The sequence below is a fragment of the Mesorhizobium sp. B2-7-2 genome (genome assembly GCF_006440775.1).
Taxonomy (GTDB): domain Bacteria; phylum Pseudomonadota; class Alphaproteobacteria; order Rhizobiales; family Rhizobiaceae; genus Mesorhizobium.
Map to the genome: position 1 here is coordinate 156,201 of NZ_VFTZ01000005.1, position 17,026 is coordinate 173,226.

Here is a 17,026-nt window from a genome sequence, read left to right on the forward strand (position 1 = left end):
GCCATGCCAGTCCAGCACAATCGACCGCGACACAGGCTTGCGTCCCGCACCGCGCTTTCTCAGGCAAACTGCATGATTACCGCATCGACCGCCAGGCTGTCGCCGGGCTTCGCGTTGAGTTTTGCTATCGTGAGGTCGCGTTCGGCGCGCAGCACGTTTTCCATCTTCATCGCCTCGACCACGGCCAGCGTCTCGCCGGCCTTGACCTCCTGCCCCTCCGCCACGGCAATCGAGACGACGAGACCAGGCATCGGGCAAAGCAGCATCTTCGAGGTGTCGGGCGGCAGCTTCTCCGGCATCAGCCTTTCGAGCTCCGCGATGCGCGGCAGCATGGCGCGCGCCGTCATCGACATGCCTTTCCAGGCGATGCGCAAACCGTTCAGCGTCGGACGGATCTGCGCCGCGACCTTGTCGGCGCCGACCGTGCCCTGCCAGATCGCGTCGCCCGGCCGCCAGTCCGAAGCGACGGTCAGCGGCTTGCCGCCATCGATCGACAGATCGACCTCCATCGGGATGGAAATCATGCCGTCGACGATCTCGACCGGAAGATAGTCCGCGCCGATCTTTACCACCCAGTCGCGCTTGAGATGGCCGGAATGCGGCGCCAGCCTGCCGCTGAGGCGGTCGAGCCGGTCGCGCCGCAGCAGCTCGATCGCCGTAGCGACCGCGGCGAACACCGCCCTCTCCTCGCCATCCGGCCCGACCGGCGCAAAACCGTCAGGATATTCCTCGGCAATGAAACCGGTCGACAGCCGCCCCTCGCGCCAGCGCGGGTGCTGCATCAGCGCCGAAAGGAACGGTATGTTGTGCTCGATGCCGTCGACGACGAAGCTGTCCAGCGCCTCCGACATGGCGTCGATCGCCTCGAGCCTTGTCGGCGCCCAGGTGCAGAGCTTGGCCACCATGGGATCGTAGAACATCGAGATTTCCGACCCTTCGGCGACACCCGTGTCGTTGCGGACCACGACATCGCCGAACCTGCCCTCTTCCGGCGGCCGGTATCGCGTCAGCCGGCCGATCGAAGGCAGGAAGTTGCGGAAGGGATCCTCCGCGTAAAGGCGGCTTTCCACCGCCCAGCCGTTGAGCTTCACGTCGCTCTGCTTGATGCCGAGCTTCTCGCCGGCGGCGACGCGGATCATCTGTTCGACCAGGTCGATGCCGGTGACCAGCTCGGTCACCGGGTGCTCGACCTGCAATCGCGTATTCATTTCAAGGAAATAGAAATTCTTGTCCTTGTCGACGATGAACTCGACGGTGCCCGCGCTCTGGTAGTCGACGGCCTTGGCCAGGGCCACCGCCTGCTCGCCCATCGCCTTTCTCGTCTTGGCGTCGAGGAACGGCGACGGCGCTTCTTCCACCACTTTCTGGTTGCGGCGCTGGATCGAGCATTCGCGCTCGCCGAGATAAAGTGCCGTGCCATGCGCGTCGGCCAGCACCTGGATTTCGATATGGCGGGGATCGACGACGAACTTCTCGATGAAGACACGGTCGTCGCCAAAGGAGCTTTTCGCTTCCGAACGCGCCCGCTCGAAGCCGTCGCGCACCTCCGCTTTGCTCCAGGCGATGCGCATGCCCTTGCCGCCGCCGCCGGCCGAGGCCTTGATCATGACCGGATAGCCGATCTCGCCGGCGATCCTTTCGGCATGGTCGGCGTCTTCGATGACGCCCAGCCATCCAGGCACGGTCGAGACCTTGGCCTCGTTGGCGAACTTCTTCGATTCGATCTTGTCGCCCATGGCCTTGATAGCCTTGGGCTTCGGCCCGATGAAGACGATGCCTTCCTTCTCCAGCGCCTCGCAGAAAGAGGCGCGCTCCGACAGGAAGCCATAGCCCGGATGCACGGCTTCCGCGCCGGTTTGCTTGCTGGCGGCGATGATCTTCTCAGGCAGCAGATAGCTCTGTGCCGCCGGCGAAGGTCCGATATGCACCGCTTCGTCGGCCATCTCGACGTGCACGGCATCGCGATCGGCATCCGAATAGACCGCGACGGTGGCAATCCCCATCTTGCGCGCGGTCTTGATCACGCGGCAGGCGATCTCGCCGCGATTGGCGATCAGGATTTTCTTGAACATTCGGATGTCGTCCTCCGGCGAAGCGGTCCAGTTCTATGGACAATCCCGCCATGTCTCAAGTGGCCGGCCGGTGCGCATCCGACTTGCTCGAATTGCGACTGCCGCGCCGAAAAACGTCGCAAGGGAAGTTGGCCGCCACCAAGGAAAGCGATAAGGTGGTCGATGGGCTCGGAGAAACAAACGGCGGGCAGAGATTTCGTCCCGCCAGGCGGGAACGGCGGCCTGCCGTAACCTGAAACTTACTGATTGCCTTGGGAGGAAACGCCTAATGAAAACGCGTGCCGCAGTCGCCGTCGCCGCCGGAAAGCCGTTGGAGATCATGGAGGTGGACCTCGAGGGGCCGCGCGAGGGCGAGGTGCTGGTCGAGGTCAAGGCGACCGGCATCTGCCATACCGACGAGTTCACCCTGTCGGGCGCCGATCCGGAAGGGCTGTTTCCGGCCATCCTCGGCCATGAGGGCGCCGGCGTCGTCGTCGATGTCGGCAAGGGCGTTACCTCGGTCAAGAAGGGCGACCATGTCATCCCGCTCTACACGCCGGAATGCCGGCAGTGCCCGTCGTGCCTGTCGAGGAAGACAAACCTGTGCACCGCCATCCGCGCCACGCAGGGACAGGGCCTGATGCCCGACGGCACCTCGCGCTTCTCGATGGGCAAGGACAAGCTGTTTCACTACATGGGCTGCTCGACCTTCTCCAACTTCACCGTGCTGCCCGAGATCGCGGTGGCCAAGGTCAATTCCGACGCCCCCTTCGACAAGATCTGCTACATCGGCTGCGGGGTCACCACCGGCATCGGCGCGGTCATCAACACCGCCAAGGTCGAGCAAGGCGCAACCGCCGTGGTCTTCGGCCTCGGCGGCATTGGCTTGAACGTCATCCAGGGCCTTCGCCTTGCCGGCGCCGATATGATCATCGGCGTCGACGTCAACAACGACAAGAAGGCCTGGGGCGAGAAGTTCGGCATGACGCATTTCGTCAATCCGAAGGAGATCGACGGCGACATCGTGCCTTACCTGGTCAACCTGACCAAGCGCGGCGCCGACCAGATCGGCGGCGCCGACTACACTTTCGACTGCACCGGCAACACCAAAGTGATGCGCCAGGCGCTGGAGGCCTCGCATCGCGGCTGGGGCAAGTCGGTCATCATCGGCGTCGCCGGCGCCGGCCAGGAGATCTCGACAAGGCCTTTCCAGCTGGTCACCGGCCGCACCTGGATGGGCACCGCCTTCGGCGGCGCGCGCGGCCGCACCGACGTGCCGAGGATCGTCGACTGGTACATGGAAGGCAAGATCCAGATCGACCCGATGATCACGCATACGTTGAAACTGGAGGACATCAACAAGGGCTTCGACCTCATGCATGAGGGCAAGTCGATCCGCAGCGTCGTGGTTTACTGAGGAAAACAAGCCGCCGACCTATGGCCAGCGACTTAAGTTGCACAGGTTCAACAAGGGAGGAACTCAATGCCTGAAAAACTGCATCCGAAGATCGACAACGGCTTGCCGAGGGAGAGCGCGAGCTTTGCCGGCGGCACGTTGGTCTGCGCCTGCACCAGCAATCCGGTGAAGGTGAAGGTCAAGGGCCAGATCGCCCACAACCATGCCTGCGGCTGCACCAAATGCTGGAAGCCGGACGGCGCCATCTTCTCGGTCGTGGCCGTCGCCGGCACTGGCGATGTCACCGTCACCGAGAACGGCGACAAGCTGAAGGTGGTCGACCCCGCGGCGCTGATCCAGCGCCATGCCTGCACCGGCTGCGGCGTCCACATGTACGGCCCGGTCGAGCGCGACCATGCCTTCAAGGGGCTGTCCTTCATCCATCCCGAGCGCTTCGAGGAGGATGGATGGTCGCCGCCGGGCTTCGCCGCCTTCGTCTCCTCGATCATCGAATCCGGCGTCGACCCGAGCCGCATGGACGGCATCCGAGGCCAGCTGAAGTCGATCGGGCTTGAGCCCTATGACTGCCTCAATCCCGGCCTGATGGACTATATGGCCACCTGGACCGCCAAGAAGTCCGGAGCCTTGGCGGCCTGACAATTGCGACATTTCATGCGAAGGGGCCGGCCTGTGTCGGCCCTTTCGTACATTTGGAGATAAGGTTGCCTGCCCCCATCATTTACGTCGACGCGGATGCCTGTCCGGTCAAGGCCGAGGTCGAGAAGGTCGCGGAGCGCCACGGCGTCGTCGTCACCTATGTCTCCAATGGCGGCCTGCGGCCGTCGCGCGATCCGATGATCCGCAACGTCGTCGTCTCCAAGGGCGCGGATGCGGCCGACGACTGGATCGCCGAGAACGCCAGGGCCAACGATGTCGTGGTGACGGCCGACATTCCGCTTGCCGCGCGCACGGTGGCGCTAGGCGCGCATGTGCTCGGCCCTACCGGCCGCCCCTTCACTCCGGAATCCATCGGCATGGCGGTGGCGATGCGCGATTTGAAGCAGCATCTGCGCGAGACCGGCGAAAGCCGAGGGTTCAATGCCTCCTTCACACCGAAGGATCGTTCGCAGTTTCTCGGCAAGCTCGACCGCATCTTGCGGCGCGCGCTCAAATCCGTCACACCGGGCTAATCCAACGTCTTCAAGGGCCCCGGGCCATGGGTGACGATCTCAAGACGCCGATGCATCGGCACATCCAGTTCGCCCTCGCCGCGGCCATCGGCATCGTGGCACTGCTGCTTGCCTTGTTGCTGCGCTGGCCGCTCCCCTACTCGATCGGGGCCAATGTGTTCTTTGCAAGCTATATCGCCCTGGTGCTGACCCTGATGCCGGGCCTTACCGGCCGCTATCTCAGCAAGAATGCGCGCGCGACCGACCTGCCCGTGCTGCTGATCTTTGCCATCACGCTTTTTGTCGTCGGCGCGGCCATCGTCTCGCTGTTCCTGCTGATCAACCGCAAGGATGCCGCGCATCCGCTGCAGCTGGCCTTCGCCATATTGTCGATCCCGCTCGGCTGGTTCACAATCCACGCCATGGCGTCGCTGCACTACGCGCACGTCTATTGGAAGGATGGCGACGGGATAGACGAGAAAACCCACAAGAAGATGCCGGTCGGCGGCCTCGATTTTCCGGGCGGCAAAAGGCCGGAAGGCTGGGATTTCCTCTATTTCGCGACGGTCATCGGCATGACGGCGCAGACGGCGGACACGGCCGTCACCACCTCGCAAATGCGGCTGGTCGTGCTTGTTCATTCGATCCTGACCTTTTTCTTCAACACGGTGATCGTCGCGGCGGCAGTCAATCTCGCGGTCAGCCTCGGCTCTCCGTAATAAATCCGTGATCGCATGAAACATTGCCTTGTGCGGCGACGTATTGAGGGGGAGACAATGACCTGAGAAGCCGCTTGCTTGAGGCGGCCGGAGGCAAGATGGACACTGTTGCCAACAACCATTCCGCCGCCGAGGCGGACGGCAAGGACACGATCCTCATCTATCGGCAATCGCGCTGGACGCGGTTGACCCACTGGATCTGGGCTTTCTCGCTCTTCTTCATGCTGCTTTCCGGCCTGCAGATCTTCAACGCGCGGCCGCAGCTCTATGTCGGCAAGCAGTCCGGCTTCGAGTTCAACAACACGATCCTCCAGATTGGCGCCGAAAACACCGCCAACGGTCCGCGCGGCTTCACTGAAATCTTCGGCCATCGCTTCGACACCACCGGCGTGCTCGGCTGGTCGGGTCCCTCGGGACAAGAGACGCCTCGCGCCTTCCCTTCCTGGGCGACGATCCCGTCCTATTACGACCTCGGCACCGCCCGCGTCGTGCATTTCTTCTTCGCCTGGATCCTGACCACGACCCTGCTCATCTGGCTGATCGCCAGCCTGGTCAACGGCCATATCCATCGCGATCTTGCCCCTCGCGTGTCGGACCTGCGCAAGCTGCCGCGCGACATCGTCGATCATGCGAAGCTGAAATTCCACCACACGCGCGAATACAACACGCTGCAGAAAATGGCCTATGGCGGCGTGCTCTTCGTGCTTTTGCCGCTGATGATCGTCACAGGCCTCGCAATGTCGCCGAGCATGAATTCGGTGCTGCCCTGGCTCAACGAAATCCTCGGCGGCAGGCAGACGGCGCGCACCATCCACTTCACCGTCATGGTGCTGCTCGTGCTTTTCTTCATCGTCCACATCCTGATGATCCTCGCCGCCGGCCCGATCAACGAGCTGCGCTCGATCATCACCGGCTGGTACCGCACCGACCCGCCTGCGAAGCACGACCAGCCGACCGAGAGGAGCGCCTGACATGGCAAAATTCCAGATCAGCCGCCGCAAGTTTCTCACCTCAGCCAGCCTCGGCCTGTCCGGCATCGCGCTGTCCGGCTGCGATGTGTTCGACAGCGGTCTCGGCATCGGCGGCGGACTGCGCAGCTTCCTCGAAAACGCCAATGGCCTGACCTGGCGCGCGCAGCGCCTGCTTGCCGGCCGGAACGCGCTGGCGCCGGAATTCACCGAGGCCGACATCCGCCAGCCGCAACGGCCGAACGGCGTCACGGCGCCCGATGACGACACCTACAAGGGTCTGCTCGCCAACAATTTCGCGGACTGGCGGCTGGAAGTTACCGGCCTCGTAGAGAAGCCGCTGTCGTTGAGCCGCGAGCAGCTTCAGAACATGCCGAGCCGCACGCAGATCACCCGTCATGACTGCGTCGAAGGCTGGAGCTGCATCGCCAAATGGACCGGCACGCCGCTGTCGCTGGTGCTCGACCAGGCAGTGGTCAAGCCGCAGGCCCGCTATGTCATGTTCCACTGCCTCGACACGATCGAGCAAAGCCTGTCCGGCGACATCAAATATTACGGCACCATCGACCTGATCGACGCCCGCCACCCGCAGACGATTCTGGCCTACGGCCTGAACGGCAATCCCCTGCCGGTCGAGAACGGCGCGCCGTTGCGCGTGCGGGTCGAGCGCCAGCTCGGCTACAAGATGCCGAAATACATTCACAAGATCGAGCTGGTCGACAGTTTTGCCAATGTCGGCGGCGGCCGCGGCGGCTACTGGGAGGACAATGGCTATGACTGGTATGGCGGGATTTGACGGCCCTTCGCCTGCAGGCCGAGCATGGTCTAGCGGCCGCCGAGCTTGGCGCCATCGAGGAGCGTCTCGACAACGACAACCGGCGGCTGACCGGTCGTGGCGACGACCGCGCCATCGTCTTTGCGCTGCGGGATGAGCAAGGCCGCGCCGTCGGGGTCGCCGCCGGCTATTCCTGGGCCGGCATTGCCGAACTCACGCTGATGTGGGTCGACGAAGCCTATCGAGGCCTTGGCCACGGCAGAAAGCTGCTCGATGCCTTCGTCGCGGAAGCTGCCGCGCGCGGCTCGCTGCGGATATGGGTTTCGACCCATGACTTCCAGGCGCCGGGCCTTTACGAAAAAGCCGGTTTCGAACGCATGGCCGAATTCGCCGGGTGGCCCGAAGGCCATTCCAACATCATTCTTTGCAAGACGATTGCTTCCCGATAGGGCCGCGGCAGGACGCGTCTGGCGCTCAGCATGCGGAGCCAGCGACGCGATCATTCGTCCGAATCGTCCGAACTATCGAAAGTGGTTTGACCGGGCTCGGGTGGCGCGTCCTGCGCGTCTGGATTATCCACCATGCAGCCGACGCCGTGGCATCCCTGATAGTTGCCGTGGGTATCGAAATTGGGATTGCCGTCCCGGTCGAATTGCGGCGTCGGGTCGATCCATTGATCGTCGCGGCGCGGCTTAGGCCTCGGATAATAATTGTCCGAGTGGTGGCCGTGCCTGTCATTGTTGTCGAGGATGGCACCGACAATGCCGCCGACGATGATAGCAGCCGCCGCGTCGCCCGCAGACGGCCCGCGGCCAGAACCGGCAACCAGGAATTGCGCCGAGCACCCCTTGTCCACCCAGATGCCGCCGCCGTCATAGCCCCAGCTCGTGCCGAGCTGGCAACGCGACTTCGACAGCCGGCTGGTCAATTGCACGCCGCCGCGCGTGTCCACCCCGCAATAGGAGTAGCGGTAATTGGTGCTCGAGCAGACCAGGCGCATCGGGCCTGCGGCCTGCGCGGCATCGGGCAACAGCGACAATTGCGCCGGATTGCCAAGGAAACTGGCCAGCAACACCATCGAACCGGTAACCGCCATCCGCGCCGACATCGCAAGTCTCCAATTGGGGTTCGCTATCGACAGAATGGCACCTCTGTGTAAGTCTTACAACCGGACAGGCTGCAGCGAGGATATATTCATGCGCGCTAACAAAATTATCGCGGCGATCATACTTGTTCTGTCAACGTGGCTGGCGTTATTGCCGGCTCTGGCGGACGACAGTCTGAAGCGCGTCATCGACCAGAAGACATTGACTGTCGGCGTGGCGCTCAACCCGCCTTGGATCCTCAAGAAGGCGGACGGCAAATTCGCGGGCTACGATGTCGACCTGACCAGCGCCCTGGCGGCCGATCTCGGCGTCGACCTGAAGCTGGTCGAGGTGCCGTGGAACGACCTGAAGGCACGTCTGCTCAAGGGCGATTTCGATCTGATCGCCGCAGGCTATGCCAGCACGCCGGAGCGCGCCCGCGAGGTTGTGTTCTCCAATCCGACCGGCACCGCCGACATTCGCATGGTGGCCTCGGTCGCCAGCCTCGGCAAAAGGCCTGGAAAGGCGCTGACTGCTCCGGGATACAAGATCGCCGTGCTGTCCAATTCTTCGGACGAGGCGGCCGCCAAGGAAGCCTTTCCGAAGGCGGACATCCTGTCCTTCGACAACACCGCCGATGTCTTTGCCGCGATCATCGGCGGCGACGCGCAGGCGATGGTCGCCACCTCGCCGACGCCGCAGATGGCGGCGAGGCTCTACGATGCGAAATTCAGGCTGGTCGGCGGCCCGCTGCTGCGCACGCCGGAAGCATTCGCTCTGCGCCCCGACGACATCCGCCTGATCCAGTACGTCAACAACTGGATCGGCGCGCGCACCGCCGACGGCACCATCGCCGGTGTCCGCCGTTACTGGTTCGGCAGCTTCAAATGGATGTCGCGCTTCGATACCTCGGCCAAGCCGGAACAGGCCAAGCCGAAGCAATAGGCTTAGGCGACCTTGTCGAGCAGCGGTTTCAGCGCCGGATGGATTTCCGGCGCCGCGTGCTTGATCAGCGTCAGCAGCGCGCGCTCGTTGTCGCGCAGCGGCCGCCGGCCACCGCCGACGTGCTCGGCAAGCCATTCGGCCTCGCTGGCGTCGATCGTCTCGGCGCGGCGAGCAAGCGCTTCGGCGGCCCGGTTCCTGGCTTCCCATTCGGCCTCGATATCGCCGGGCGAATGATAGGCTTCGAGGATCGCCGCGAAACCACCCGAGACCATCCGGCTGAAGAAGCCGCCAAGCGTCGGCGCTGCCTCGTCGAGGAAGTTCTCGTGGCGCAGCGCCACTTCCCGCGTCGGCGGCTCGTAGCCGGTCGAGCACATGACGTGGTTGGCGATCGCCTTGACGAAGAGGTCGCTCCAGGACGGATCGTTGTCGGCTGCCGCGGTCCGGTCGTTGATCCTGAACAGGACCTCCGCCTCGGCCTTGCTGATGGCGATGTTGCCGTCGCCGCCATAGGCATAGAGGATACGCCGCAGCAGATCGACCTCGGCCTTCGCGATATGGCCGGGAACCAGGCTGCCGCCATGCATCAGCGGGCCCTTGCCGTCGATTACCGCATGCGCGACCTGTTCCAGCGCATAGGCCGAGAGCTCGCTGGGCGAGGACTTCGCTTCCTCCAGCACATGCACCAGCAATTCAAGCTCGGTGCGGCCGTCGACTATGCCGTCGCGCGAGACGGTGCGGACGAGCCAGTCGGCATTCTGCTCGGAGATATAGCCTTCCGGCTTTTCCTGGTGGACGATGTAGTCGGTCACCGCCTCGACGAAGAACGGCGCCCATTCGCCGCACTTGTCGCGCGCCGTCTGGTCGAGCGCGAACAGCGCCTCCGCCTCGCCGCGACTCACCACGCCGTCGGCGAAGACGTCGCGCCGCAGCATCGTCACGTCTTCGGCCGTGATCTTGTTCTTCGAGGTCAGCCCCGCCACCGGAGCGCTCATGATCAATTCGCCCATTTGCCGTCCCTGCCCGTCGCCCGTAGCCGGCGAACTAGTGCGTTACCCCGCCGAGCTTTATCAGCATTGTCTTGAGAAACCGGCAAACGGCGTGGTTAGCGAAGCCTTGTCGGCCAATCCATGTCGCTGAAAAGCAGGGCGCGCTTAAAATGTCGCTGGGAGGTGACAAGGTGTCGCCGACGGGCTATGGATGACATGTCGAGGACTTAGGCGACTGAGTCCTACCTGTTTGCGGGAGAGAGCAGCGCGAGCTGTCGCCGAAGGGGAAATCGCCCGAAATCTCTCAGGCAAAAGAACCGTGGACGGGAAAGACAACTCTGGAAAGTCGGGATTCGTCCCGCGCCGAAGGTGTAAGCGCTGCCGACAGGGTTACGGGGCGCGAGTCTCTCAGGCTTCAGACAGAGGGGCACGGACTGGACCGCGGACGGCGGTCGATTGCGTGCGACTCTGGAGAAGACATGACAGGCGACGACACCAGACATCTGCCCCTTGAAGATTTGCACCAGGCCGCGGGCGCGCGTTTCGGCGCCTTCGCCGGCTGGTCGATGCCGCTCACCTACCCGCCGGGCGTGATGAAGGAGCATCTTCACACACGCGAGCATGCCGGCCTGTTCGACATCTCGCATATGAAGCTGTTCGAGGTCTCCGGTCCGGAAGCCACCGCCTTGTTGAACCGCGCCTGTCCGCTCGATGCCGGCGCGCTGGAAATCTCGCAGTCCAAATACACCTTCTTCCTCAACGAGGCTGCCGGCATCATCGACGATCTCATCGTGACGCGCCTGGGCGATGACAGGTTCATGGTGGTGGCCAATGCCGGCAACGCGGTGGAGGACGAGAAGCATCTGCGCGCGCTTGCCACGGCTTTCGACGTCGGGGTGGAGCCGCTCGACCGGGTTTTCCTGGCGATCCAGGGGCCGGACGCCTGGGCAGCTTTGGCGCGGGCCGGCATCGAGACCGGCTCGCTGCTCTTCATGCATGGGGTCGAGCCCCGGCAAAACTGGTTCATGAGCCGCTCCGGCTACACCGGCGAGGACGGTTTCGAGATCGGCCTGCCGGAGAAGGACGCGCGGGATCTGGTCGCCAAGCTGCTGGGGGACGAGCGCGTGCAGTGGATCGGCCTTGCCGCCCGCGACAGCCTGCGGCTCGAGGCCGGGCTTTGCCTGCACGGCCAGGACTTGACGCCCGAGACAGATCCGGCAAGCGCGGGATTGATGTGGGCAATTCCCAAGGAAGTTCGCGCTTCCGGCCATTTCATCGGCGCCGACGCGCTGCGCTCGATCATCGAGCGCGGGCCGTCGCAGAAGCGCGTCGGCCTGAAGCCCGACGGACGCCAGCCGGTGCGCGCGGGCGCCGCGTTGATCGATGCCGACGGCCATCCGGCCGGTCATGTCGCTTCGGGCGGCTTCGGTCCCTCGGCGGGCCACCCGGTCGCCATGGGCTATGTCAACACCGCGCTTGCCAAGGCCGGCACGAAACTCTTCGCCGATGTCCGCGGGACGAAAATTCCGGTGGACGTCACGCCCCTGCCCTTCACCCCACACCGCTACCGCAAAGGATGATTTCCAGATGGCAAAGACCTATTTCACGGAAGACCATGAGTGGCTGCGCGTCGACGGCGGCGTCGCCACGGTGGGCATCACCGACTATGCGCAGGAACAGCTCGGCGATCTCGTTTTCGTCGAGCTGCCGGAAATCGGCCGCAAGCTCGCCAAGGGCGATACCGCCGTCGTGGTCGAATCCGTCAAGGCGGCCTCGGACGTCTACGCGCCGGTCGACGGCGAGATCACCGAAGCCAACGCCTCCCTGTCGGCCGACCCCTCGTTGGTTAATTCGGCCGCGACCGGCGACGGCTGGCTCTGGAAGATGAGGCTGGCCAACGAAAGCCAGCTCGACAGCCTCATGGATGAAGCCGCCTACAAAGCCCATATCGGCTGATATCAGGATCCTGGAAATGACCGCAGCACCTATTCCCTTCTCGGCCCGCCATATCGGCCCAGGCGTCAACGACGTCAGGGCAATGCTCGCCGTCATCGGCGTTCCATCCGTCGAAACGTTGATCAGCCAAGCCGTGCCGAGATCGATCCGCCTCGACCTGCCGCTCAACCTGCCCGCTCCGGCGAGCGAAGCCGAAGCGCTGGCCGAATTGTCGGCGATCATGGCGAAGAACACGGTGCTGAAGAGCTTCATCGGCGCCGGCTATCACGGCGTCTTCGTGCCGCCGGTCATCCAGCGCAACCTGTTCGAGAACCCGGCCTGGTACACGGCCTACACCCCATACCAGGCCGAGATCAGCCAGGGCCGGCTGGAGATGCTGTTCAACTTCCAGACCCTGGTCGCCGAGCTCACCGGCCTGCCGGTGGCGTCGGCCTCGCTGCTCGATGAAGCCACCGCCGTTGCCGAAGCCGTCGGCATTGCGCTGCGCCACCACCGCGACAAGCGCACCAAAGTGGCGCTTGCCGGCACGGCGCATCCGCAGACGCTGGACGTCGTGCGCACCCGCGCCGAGCCGCTCGACATCGAGGTCGACGGCGAGACGATCGACGACAACACCGCCGCACTGCTCGTCTCCTGGCCGGACACGCTCGGCGTCTATGGCGACCACAAGGCGGCGATCGAGAAGGCCCGCGCCGCCGGCGCGCTGGTCGTCTTCATCGCCGATCCGCTGGCGCTGACGCTGACGGATGCGCCGGCGAAGCTCGGCGCCGACATCGCCGTCGGTCCGATGCAGCGCTTCGGCGTGCCGATGGGCTTCGGCGGCCCGCATGCCGCCTATTGCGCCGTCTCCGACAAGCTGACCCGCCTGATGCCCGGCCGCCTTGTCGGCCAGTCGACCGATACCAAGGGCCGCCCGGGCTACAGGTTGGCGCTGCAGACGCGCGAGCAGCATATCCGCCGCGACAAGGCCACCTCCAACATCTGCACCGCGCAGGCGCTGCTGGCCAATATGGCGACGGCCTATGCGATCTGGCACGGCCCCGCCGGCCTGCAGGCGATTGCCGGGCAGATCCACGCGTTGGCCGGCCGCCTCGCCTCGGGCCTCAAGGCAACCGGCGTTTCGGTGCTCGGCGCGAGGCGCTTCGATACGGTCACGGCCGAGGTGAAGGGCAAGGCCGCTTCGATCGCGCAAGCCGCCGAGAAGACCGGCCGGCTGTTGCGCGTCATCGATGCCGACCATGTCAGCATCGCCTTCGACGAGACCTCCACGGAAGCCGATCTCGAGGCGATCGCGGCCCTGTTTGGCGCCAAGCCCGGCGCGGCTGGAGGCAGCTCCATGCCGGGCAAGCCGCGCGGCAAGGAATTCCTCACCCAGCCGGTCTTCCACGACAATCATTCCGAAACCGAGATGATGCGCTTCCTGCGCAGGCTGGCCGACAAGGACCTGGCGCTCGACCGCACCATGATCCCGCTCGGCTCCTGCACCATGAAGCTCAACGCCGCCGCCGAGATGATGCCGGTGAGCTGGCCGAGCGTCGCCAATCTGCACCCCTTCGCGCCGGCCGGCCATTCGGCGGGCTATCGCAAGATGGCCGCCGACCTGGAGGCATGGCTGTCGGAAATCACCGGCTTCGACGCCGTCAGCCTGCAGCCCAATGCCGGCAGCCAAGGCGAATATGCCGGCCTGCTCGCCATCCGCGCCTATCACCGCGCGCGCGGCGAAGGCCACCGCACGATCTGCCTGATCCCCTCTTCCGCGCATGGCACCAATCCGGCGAGCGCCGCGATGGCCGGCATGAGCGTCGTCGTCGTGCGTTGCCTGGATGACGGCAATATCGACATGGACGATCTGCGCGCCAAGGCCAACGAGCATTCCAAGAACCTTGCAGCGCTGATGTTCACCTATCCTTCGACGCATGGCGTCTACGAGGAAGGCGCGCGTCATCTGTGTGCGCTGATCCACGAGCATGGCGGCCAGGTCTATTTCGACGGCGCCAACCTCAACGCCCTGGTCGGCCTCGCCCGTCCCGGCGACATCGGCGCCGACGTCTGCCACATGAACCTGCACAAGACCTTCTGCATCCCGCATGGCGGCGGCGGCCCGGGCGTCGGTCCGATCGGCGTCAGGGCGCATCTGAAACCCTATTTGCCGGGCCATGTCACCGAAGGCTCGGCGCATGCCGTGGCGGCGGCGCCCTTCGGCAGCGCTTCGATCCTGCCGATCACCTGGATGTATATCCGCATGATGGGCGGCACCGGCCTAAAACAGGCGACGGAGACGGCGATCGTCTCGGCCAACTATGTGGCGACGCGGCTCGCGCCGCACTACCCGCTGCTCTACAAAGGCAGAAGCGACCGCATCGCCCATGAATGCATCCTCGACACACGCGTGCTCAAGGAGAATGCCGGCATCAGCGTCGACGACATCGCCAAGCGCCTGATCGACTACGGCTTCCATGCGCCGACCATGTCGTTCCCGGTTGCCGGCACGCTGATGGTCGAGCCGACCGAGTCCGAGCCCAAGCGTGAGCTCGACCGGTTTTGCGAGGCGATGATCGCCATCGCCGCCGAGGCGGCGAAAGTGGCGAAGGGCGAGTGGCCGTCCAACGACAACCCGCTGGTCAACGCCCCGCATACCGCGGCGGAAGCGCTTGCCGGCGAGTGGAAGCATCCCTATTCGCGGCTGGAGGCGGCCTATCCGGCGGGCGACGCCGATCTGGCGGCGAAATACTGGCCGCCGGTCTCGCGCATCGACAACGTCGCAGGCGACCGCAACCTGGTCTGCTCCTGCCCGCCGCTGTCGGAATATCTCGGCGCCGCCGAGTAACCGCTAGAGCGGTTCACCGTTGCACGGAAACGGCAAACCGCTCTATCTCTTTGTTTCAACGCAATTCCAGACGGAAAACCGTTCACACTTTTCCTGGAATTGCTCTCTGCTCAGGCAGTCTTCAGGGCCGGCCCGGCATCGGGCTGGCCCGCTCTGTCCTGAACGACGACACGGTTGCGCCCGGCACGCTTGGCCGCATAAAGCGCGGCGTCGGCCTGCGCCAGCACCTCATGGAGTGGATGGCCCGCGATCGAGCCGAATCCCATGCCGCCGCTGACGCTGCTGCGCAGCGGCCCGCGATGGGTCGCGACGACCTCGGTGCCGAAAGCGACGCCGATCCGGCTTGCAATGTCATGCGCCTTTTCCGGTGTCACGCGCGACATGACGAGCGCGAATTCCTCGCCGCCCAGCCGGAACGCGTCGATCCCTGTCCTGCCGTATTTCCTGATCACCGCCGCGAAGCGGCAAAGCACCTGGTCGCCGACGGGATGACCGAAGACGTCGTTGGTCATCTTGAAATGGTCGAGATCGAACATGGCGATCGCCATGAACGGACCGAAGCTGCGCTCGCCGTAAAGCTCGGTGAGCGCCCTGCGGTTCATCAGGCCGGTCAGCGGATCGGTCATGGTTTCGGCCTTGAGCTCGATCTGCGCCTGCAGATGGTGCAGTGAAAGCGTCAGCGCGCCGAGGCCGGTCATGCAAGCGACCGCGACGACGGAGTTCAATCGCTCCGCCCAATTGTCGGGCGCGGCGCCGAGAACCCATTGCTCTTGCGTCAGCAACGCCAGGCCGCACAGCGCGAAGGACAGGCCGCAGGCGCCGCTGAGGAACGAAACGATGAACAATATCCGGCGGTCGTGATCCCCCTTCATCCAGAACATCGCCCCGATCGCCGCGAGCAACGCCGTCACGGCCGCATAGGTGATCTGGAAGCCGATGCCGTCGAAACCGAGAAAGGTGACGATCGCGCAGGCAGCCATCGCGGCCAGCGTCGGCACGATGGCGCGGCGGTAGTCGCGAAAGCCGAGATACTGCATCGCCGACAGGCAGAGGACCAGGAAACCCAGGGTCAGCAGCGCGAGCACGACCTGGCACAGCCAGGGATCGGCATCCTTGCTATAGCGCCAGAACGCGACGACATGGGCGACGAGCACGAGGATGCCGCAGGCGACCGTGAGCACGAAGCGCGCCCTCGGTGTCGCGAGCCAGATCGCAAACATGGTGATGCTGAGGCATGTGCCCGACAGCGCCGCCGCGAGCAGGAGCGAACTGAAATCCAACATCGGTGAAGAACTGCCTCTAGCGGGTGCCCGTCGCTCCTCAATGTAGGCTGGCGACGGCTGGCGCAAACCGTTTTCGGCGGACACCCAACGCTACCTCGACACAGGGTTTACAAAGCGTCGACATGTGAGGCGAAATCCCATGACGGCACACGGAATACGCGAACCGGGAGCAGGATCAGCCCTTGTCGAGCAGCGCCAGATTGGCATTGACCACCGTCTGGTCGGCCATGCCGGCCTTGGCCTCGAGCAGCAGCGCGCGCGCTTTTTTCTTGTTGCCGCGCAGAAGCTGCGAATAACCCATATTGTTGACGATCTGCGGCTTGCGCCCGGCGACCTTCAACAGCTGCATATAGGCGCGATCGGCGAAGTCGAAGCGGCCAAGCTCGTCATAGGATGCGGCAAGCCCCATCCAGGCCTCGGCATTGTCGGACTTGAGCTCGACCGCTTTGCGGAAATGCTGTTCGGCAAGGCCGAAATTCGCCTCGCGGAACTGCGCCTTGCCTTCAACGAGGTCGTTGGCGCTGACGTCCTTGGCCACCGGCTGGATCGCCGTGGTCTTGGTCGTGTCGACATTGTTGTTCGTCGTGCAGCCGGTAATCATCAAGACGGCCGCCAATGCCGCCGCTGCCCTGGGAAGTCTCTGACGCATGCCCCTGCCCCATCGCCCGATTTGCCGGGTCGTTCTTCAGGAAAAACGATACAGGACAGCGATTAAGCTTCGGTGCCGAAATGCAGATAAAATTCGGTCGCGCGCCAAGGATGCGTTAACCACAGCAATGTCCTGGATTCAGGTCAGGCCGAGTCGAAAATGGCGGATTCCGAGAACCGGGGCGGAGCGCAGGAAGCTGCCATTTGCAGGGCGGCCT

16 protein-coding genes and 1 riboswitch are annotated in these 17,026 nt (G+C 64.3%); of the genes, 11 read left to right on the plus strand and 5 right to left on the minus strand.

The features are described 5' to 3' along the window. Positions 1–59: 59 nt before the first annotated feature. Complete coding sequence (locus tag FJ425_RS09235) at positions 60–2,072, minus strand: acetyl/propionyl/methylcrotonyl-CoA carboxylase subunit alpha (protein ID WP_140722859.1); 2,013 nt, start codon at positions 2,070–2,072, stop codon at positions 60–62. 268 nt (positions 2,073–2,340) lie between these two features. On the opposite strand from FJ425_RS09235, the gene FJ425_RS09240 reads away from it, so the two are divergent. The 7 genes from FJ425_RS09240 to FJ425_RS09270 all read left to right on the plus strand — a co-directional run bounded on the left by FJ425_RS09240 (position 2,341) and on the right by FJ425_RS09270 (position 7,527). Then, a complete protein-coding gene (locus FJ425_RS09240; RefSeq protein WP_140722862.1) occupies positions 2,341–3,468 on the plus strand; it encodes an S-(hydroxymethyl)glutathione dehydrogenase/class III alcohol dehydrogenase in 1,128 nt (375 codons plus the stop codon). 66 nt (positions 3,469–3,534) lie between these two features. Continuing rightward, entirely contained in the window at positions 3,535–4,104 is a 570-nt protein-coding gene (gene gfa / locus FJ425_RS09245; RefSeq protein ID WP_140542202.1) for an S-(hydroxymethyl)glutathione synthase, read from the plus strand. A 65-nt stretch (positions 4,105–4,169) separates the two neighbouring features. Then, positions 4,170–4,637: a YaiI/YqxD family protein gene (locus tag FJ425_RS09250; protein WP_140722865.1), complete on the plus strand. Its 468-nt coding sequence runs from the start codon at positions 4,170–4,172 to the stop codon at positions 4,635–4,637. Positions 4,638–4,663: 26 nt separating this feature from the next. Next, the gene (locus FJ425_RS09255) at positions 4,664–5,335 is read left to right on the plus strand and encodes a DUF1345 domain-containing protein (RefSeq protein ID WP_140722867.1); all 672 of its coding nucleotides are present in this window, start codon (positions 4,664–4,666) and stop codon (positions 5,333–5,335) included. 98 nt (positions 5,336–5,433) lie between these two features. Then, positions 5,434–6,306 carry a cytochrome b/b6 domain-containing protein gene (locus FJ425_RS09260; RefSeq protein WP_140722870.1) on the plus strand — a complete coding sequence of 291 codons (873 nt, stop codon included), beginning with the start codon at positions 5,434–5,436 and terminating at the stop codon, positions 6,304–6,306. A gap of 1 nt (position 6,307) precedes the next feature. Continuing rightward, positions 6,308–7,099 carry a molybdopterin-binding protein gene (locus FJ425_RS09265; RefSeq protein WP_140722873.1) on the plus strand — a complete coding sequence of 264 codons (792 nt, stop codon included), beginning with the start codon at positions 6,308–6,310 and terminating at the stop codon, positions 7,097–7,099. Continuing rightward, positions 7,096–7,527: a GNAT family N-acetyltransferase gene (locus FJ425_RS09270; protein ID WP_140722876.1), complete on the plus strand. Its 432-nt coding sequence runs from the start codon at positions 7,096–7,098 to the stop codon at positions 7,525–7,527. The genes FJ425_RS09265 and FJ425_RS09270 overlap by 4 nt, the downstream gene beginning before the upstream one ends. A gap of 50 nt (positions 7,528–7,577) precedes the next feature. Here FJ425_RS09270 and FJ425_RS31790 read toward each other — a convergent pair whose 3' ends face one another. After that, on the minus strand, positions 7,578–8,186 hold the full coding sequence (locus tag FJ425_RS31790; RefSeq protein WP_140722879.1) for a DUF3011 domain-containing protein: 609 nt from the start codon (positions 8,184–8,186) through the stop codon (positions 7,578–7,580). 88 nt (positions 8,187–8,274) lie between these two features. Here FJ425_RS31790 and FJ425_RS09280 point away from each other — a divergent pair, with 88 nt between their 5' ends. Beyond that, the gene (locus tag FJ425_RS09280; RefSeq protein ID WP_181175854.1) at positions 8,275–9,108 is read left to right on the plus strand and encodes a transporter substrate-binding domain-containing protein; all 834 of its coding nucleotides are present in this window, start codon (positions 8,275–8,277) and stop codon (positions 9,106–9,108) included. Positions 9,109–9,110: 2 nt separating this feature from the next. On the opposite strand, the gene FJ425_RS09285 is transcribed toward FJ425_RS09280, so the two are convergent. Continuing rightward, complete coding sequence (locus tag FJ425_RS09285) at positions 9,111–10,115, minus strand: hypothetical protein (protein ID WP_140722884.1); 1,005 nt, start codon at positions 10,113–10,115, stop codon at positions 9,111–9,113. A gap of 222 nt (positions 10,116–10,337) precedes the next feature. Next, a riboswitch (glycine riboswitch) is annotated at positions 10,338–10,424 on the plus strand. A gap of 149 nt (positions 10,425–10,573) precedes the next feature. Here FJ425_RS09285 and gcvT point away from each other — a divergent pair. From gcvT to gcvP, 3 genes are read left to right on the plus strand one after another with little or no spacing between them, the layout of a single operon-like run. Continuing rightward, positions 10,574–11,674 carry a glycine cleavage system aminomethyltransferase GcvT gene (gene gcvT / locus FJ425_RS09290; RefSeq protein WP_140722887.1) on the plus strand — a complete coding sequence of 367 codons (1,101 nt, stop codon included), beginning with the start codon at positions 10,574–10,576 and terminating at the stop codon, positions 11,672–11,674. A gap of 7 nt (positions 11,675–11,681) precedes the next feature. After that, on the plus strand, positions 11,682–12,050 hold the full coding sequence (gene gcvH / locus FJ425_RS09295; protein ID WP_095765085.1) for a glycine cleavage system protein GcvH: 369 nt from the start codon (positions 11,682–11,684) through the stop codon (positions 12,048–12,050). Between the two features lie 16 nt (positions 12,051–12,066). Beyond that, complete coding sequence (gene gcvP / locus FJ425_RS09300) at positions 12,067–14,877, plus strand: aminomethyl-transferring glycine dehydrogenase (protein ID WP_140722890.1); 2,811 nt, start codon at positions 12,067–12,069, stop codon at positions 14,875–14,877. A 110-nt stretch (positions 14,878–14,987) separates the two neighbouring features. Here gcvP and FJ425_RS09305 read toward each other — a convergent pair whose 3' ends face one another. Together FJ425_RS09305 and FJ425_RS09310 are read right to left on the minus strand one after the other, a co-directional pair. After that, the gene (locus FJ425_RS09305) at positions 14,988–16,160 is read right to left on the minus strand and encodes a GGDEF domain-containing protein (protein ID WP_140627361.1); all 1,173 of its coding nucleotides are present in this window, start codon (positions 16,158–16,160) and stop codon (positions 14,988–14,990) included. 175 nt (positions 16,161–16,335) lie between these two features. Next, positions 16,336–16,809, minus strand: a complete 474-nt coding sequence (locus tag FJ425_RS09310; protein WP_140542191.1) for a hypothetical protein — start codon at positions 16,807–16,809, stop codon at positions 16,336–16,338. Between the last annotated feature and the right edge of the window lie 217 nt (positions 16,810–17,026).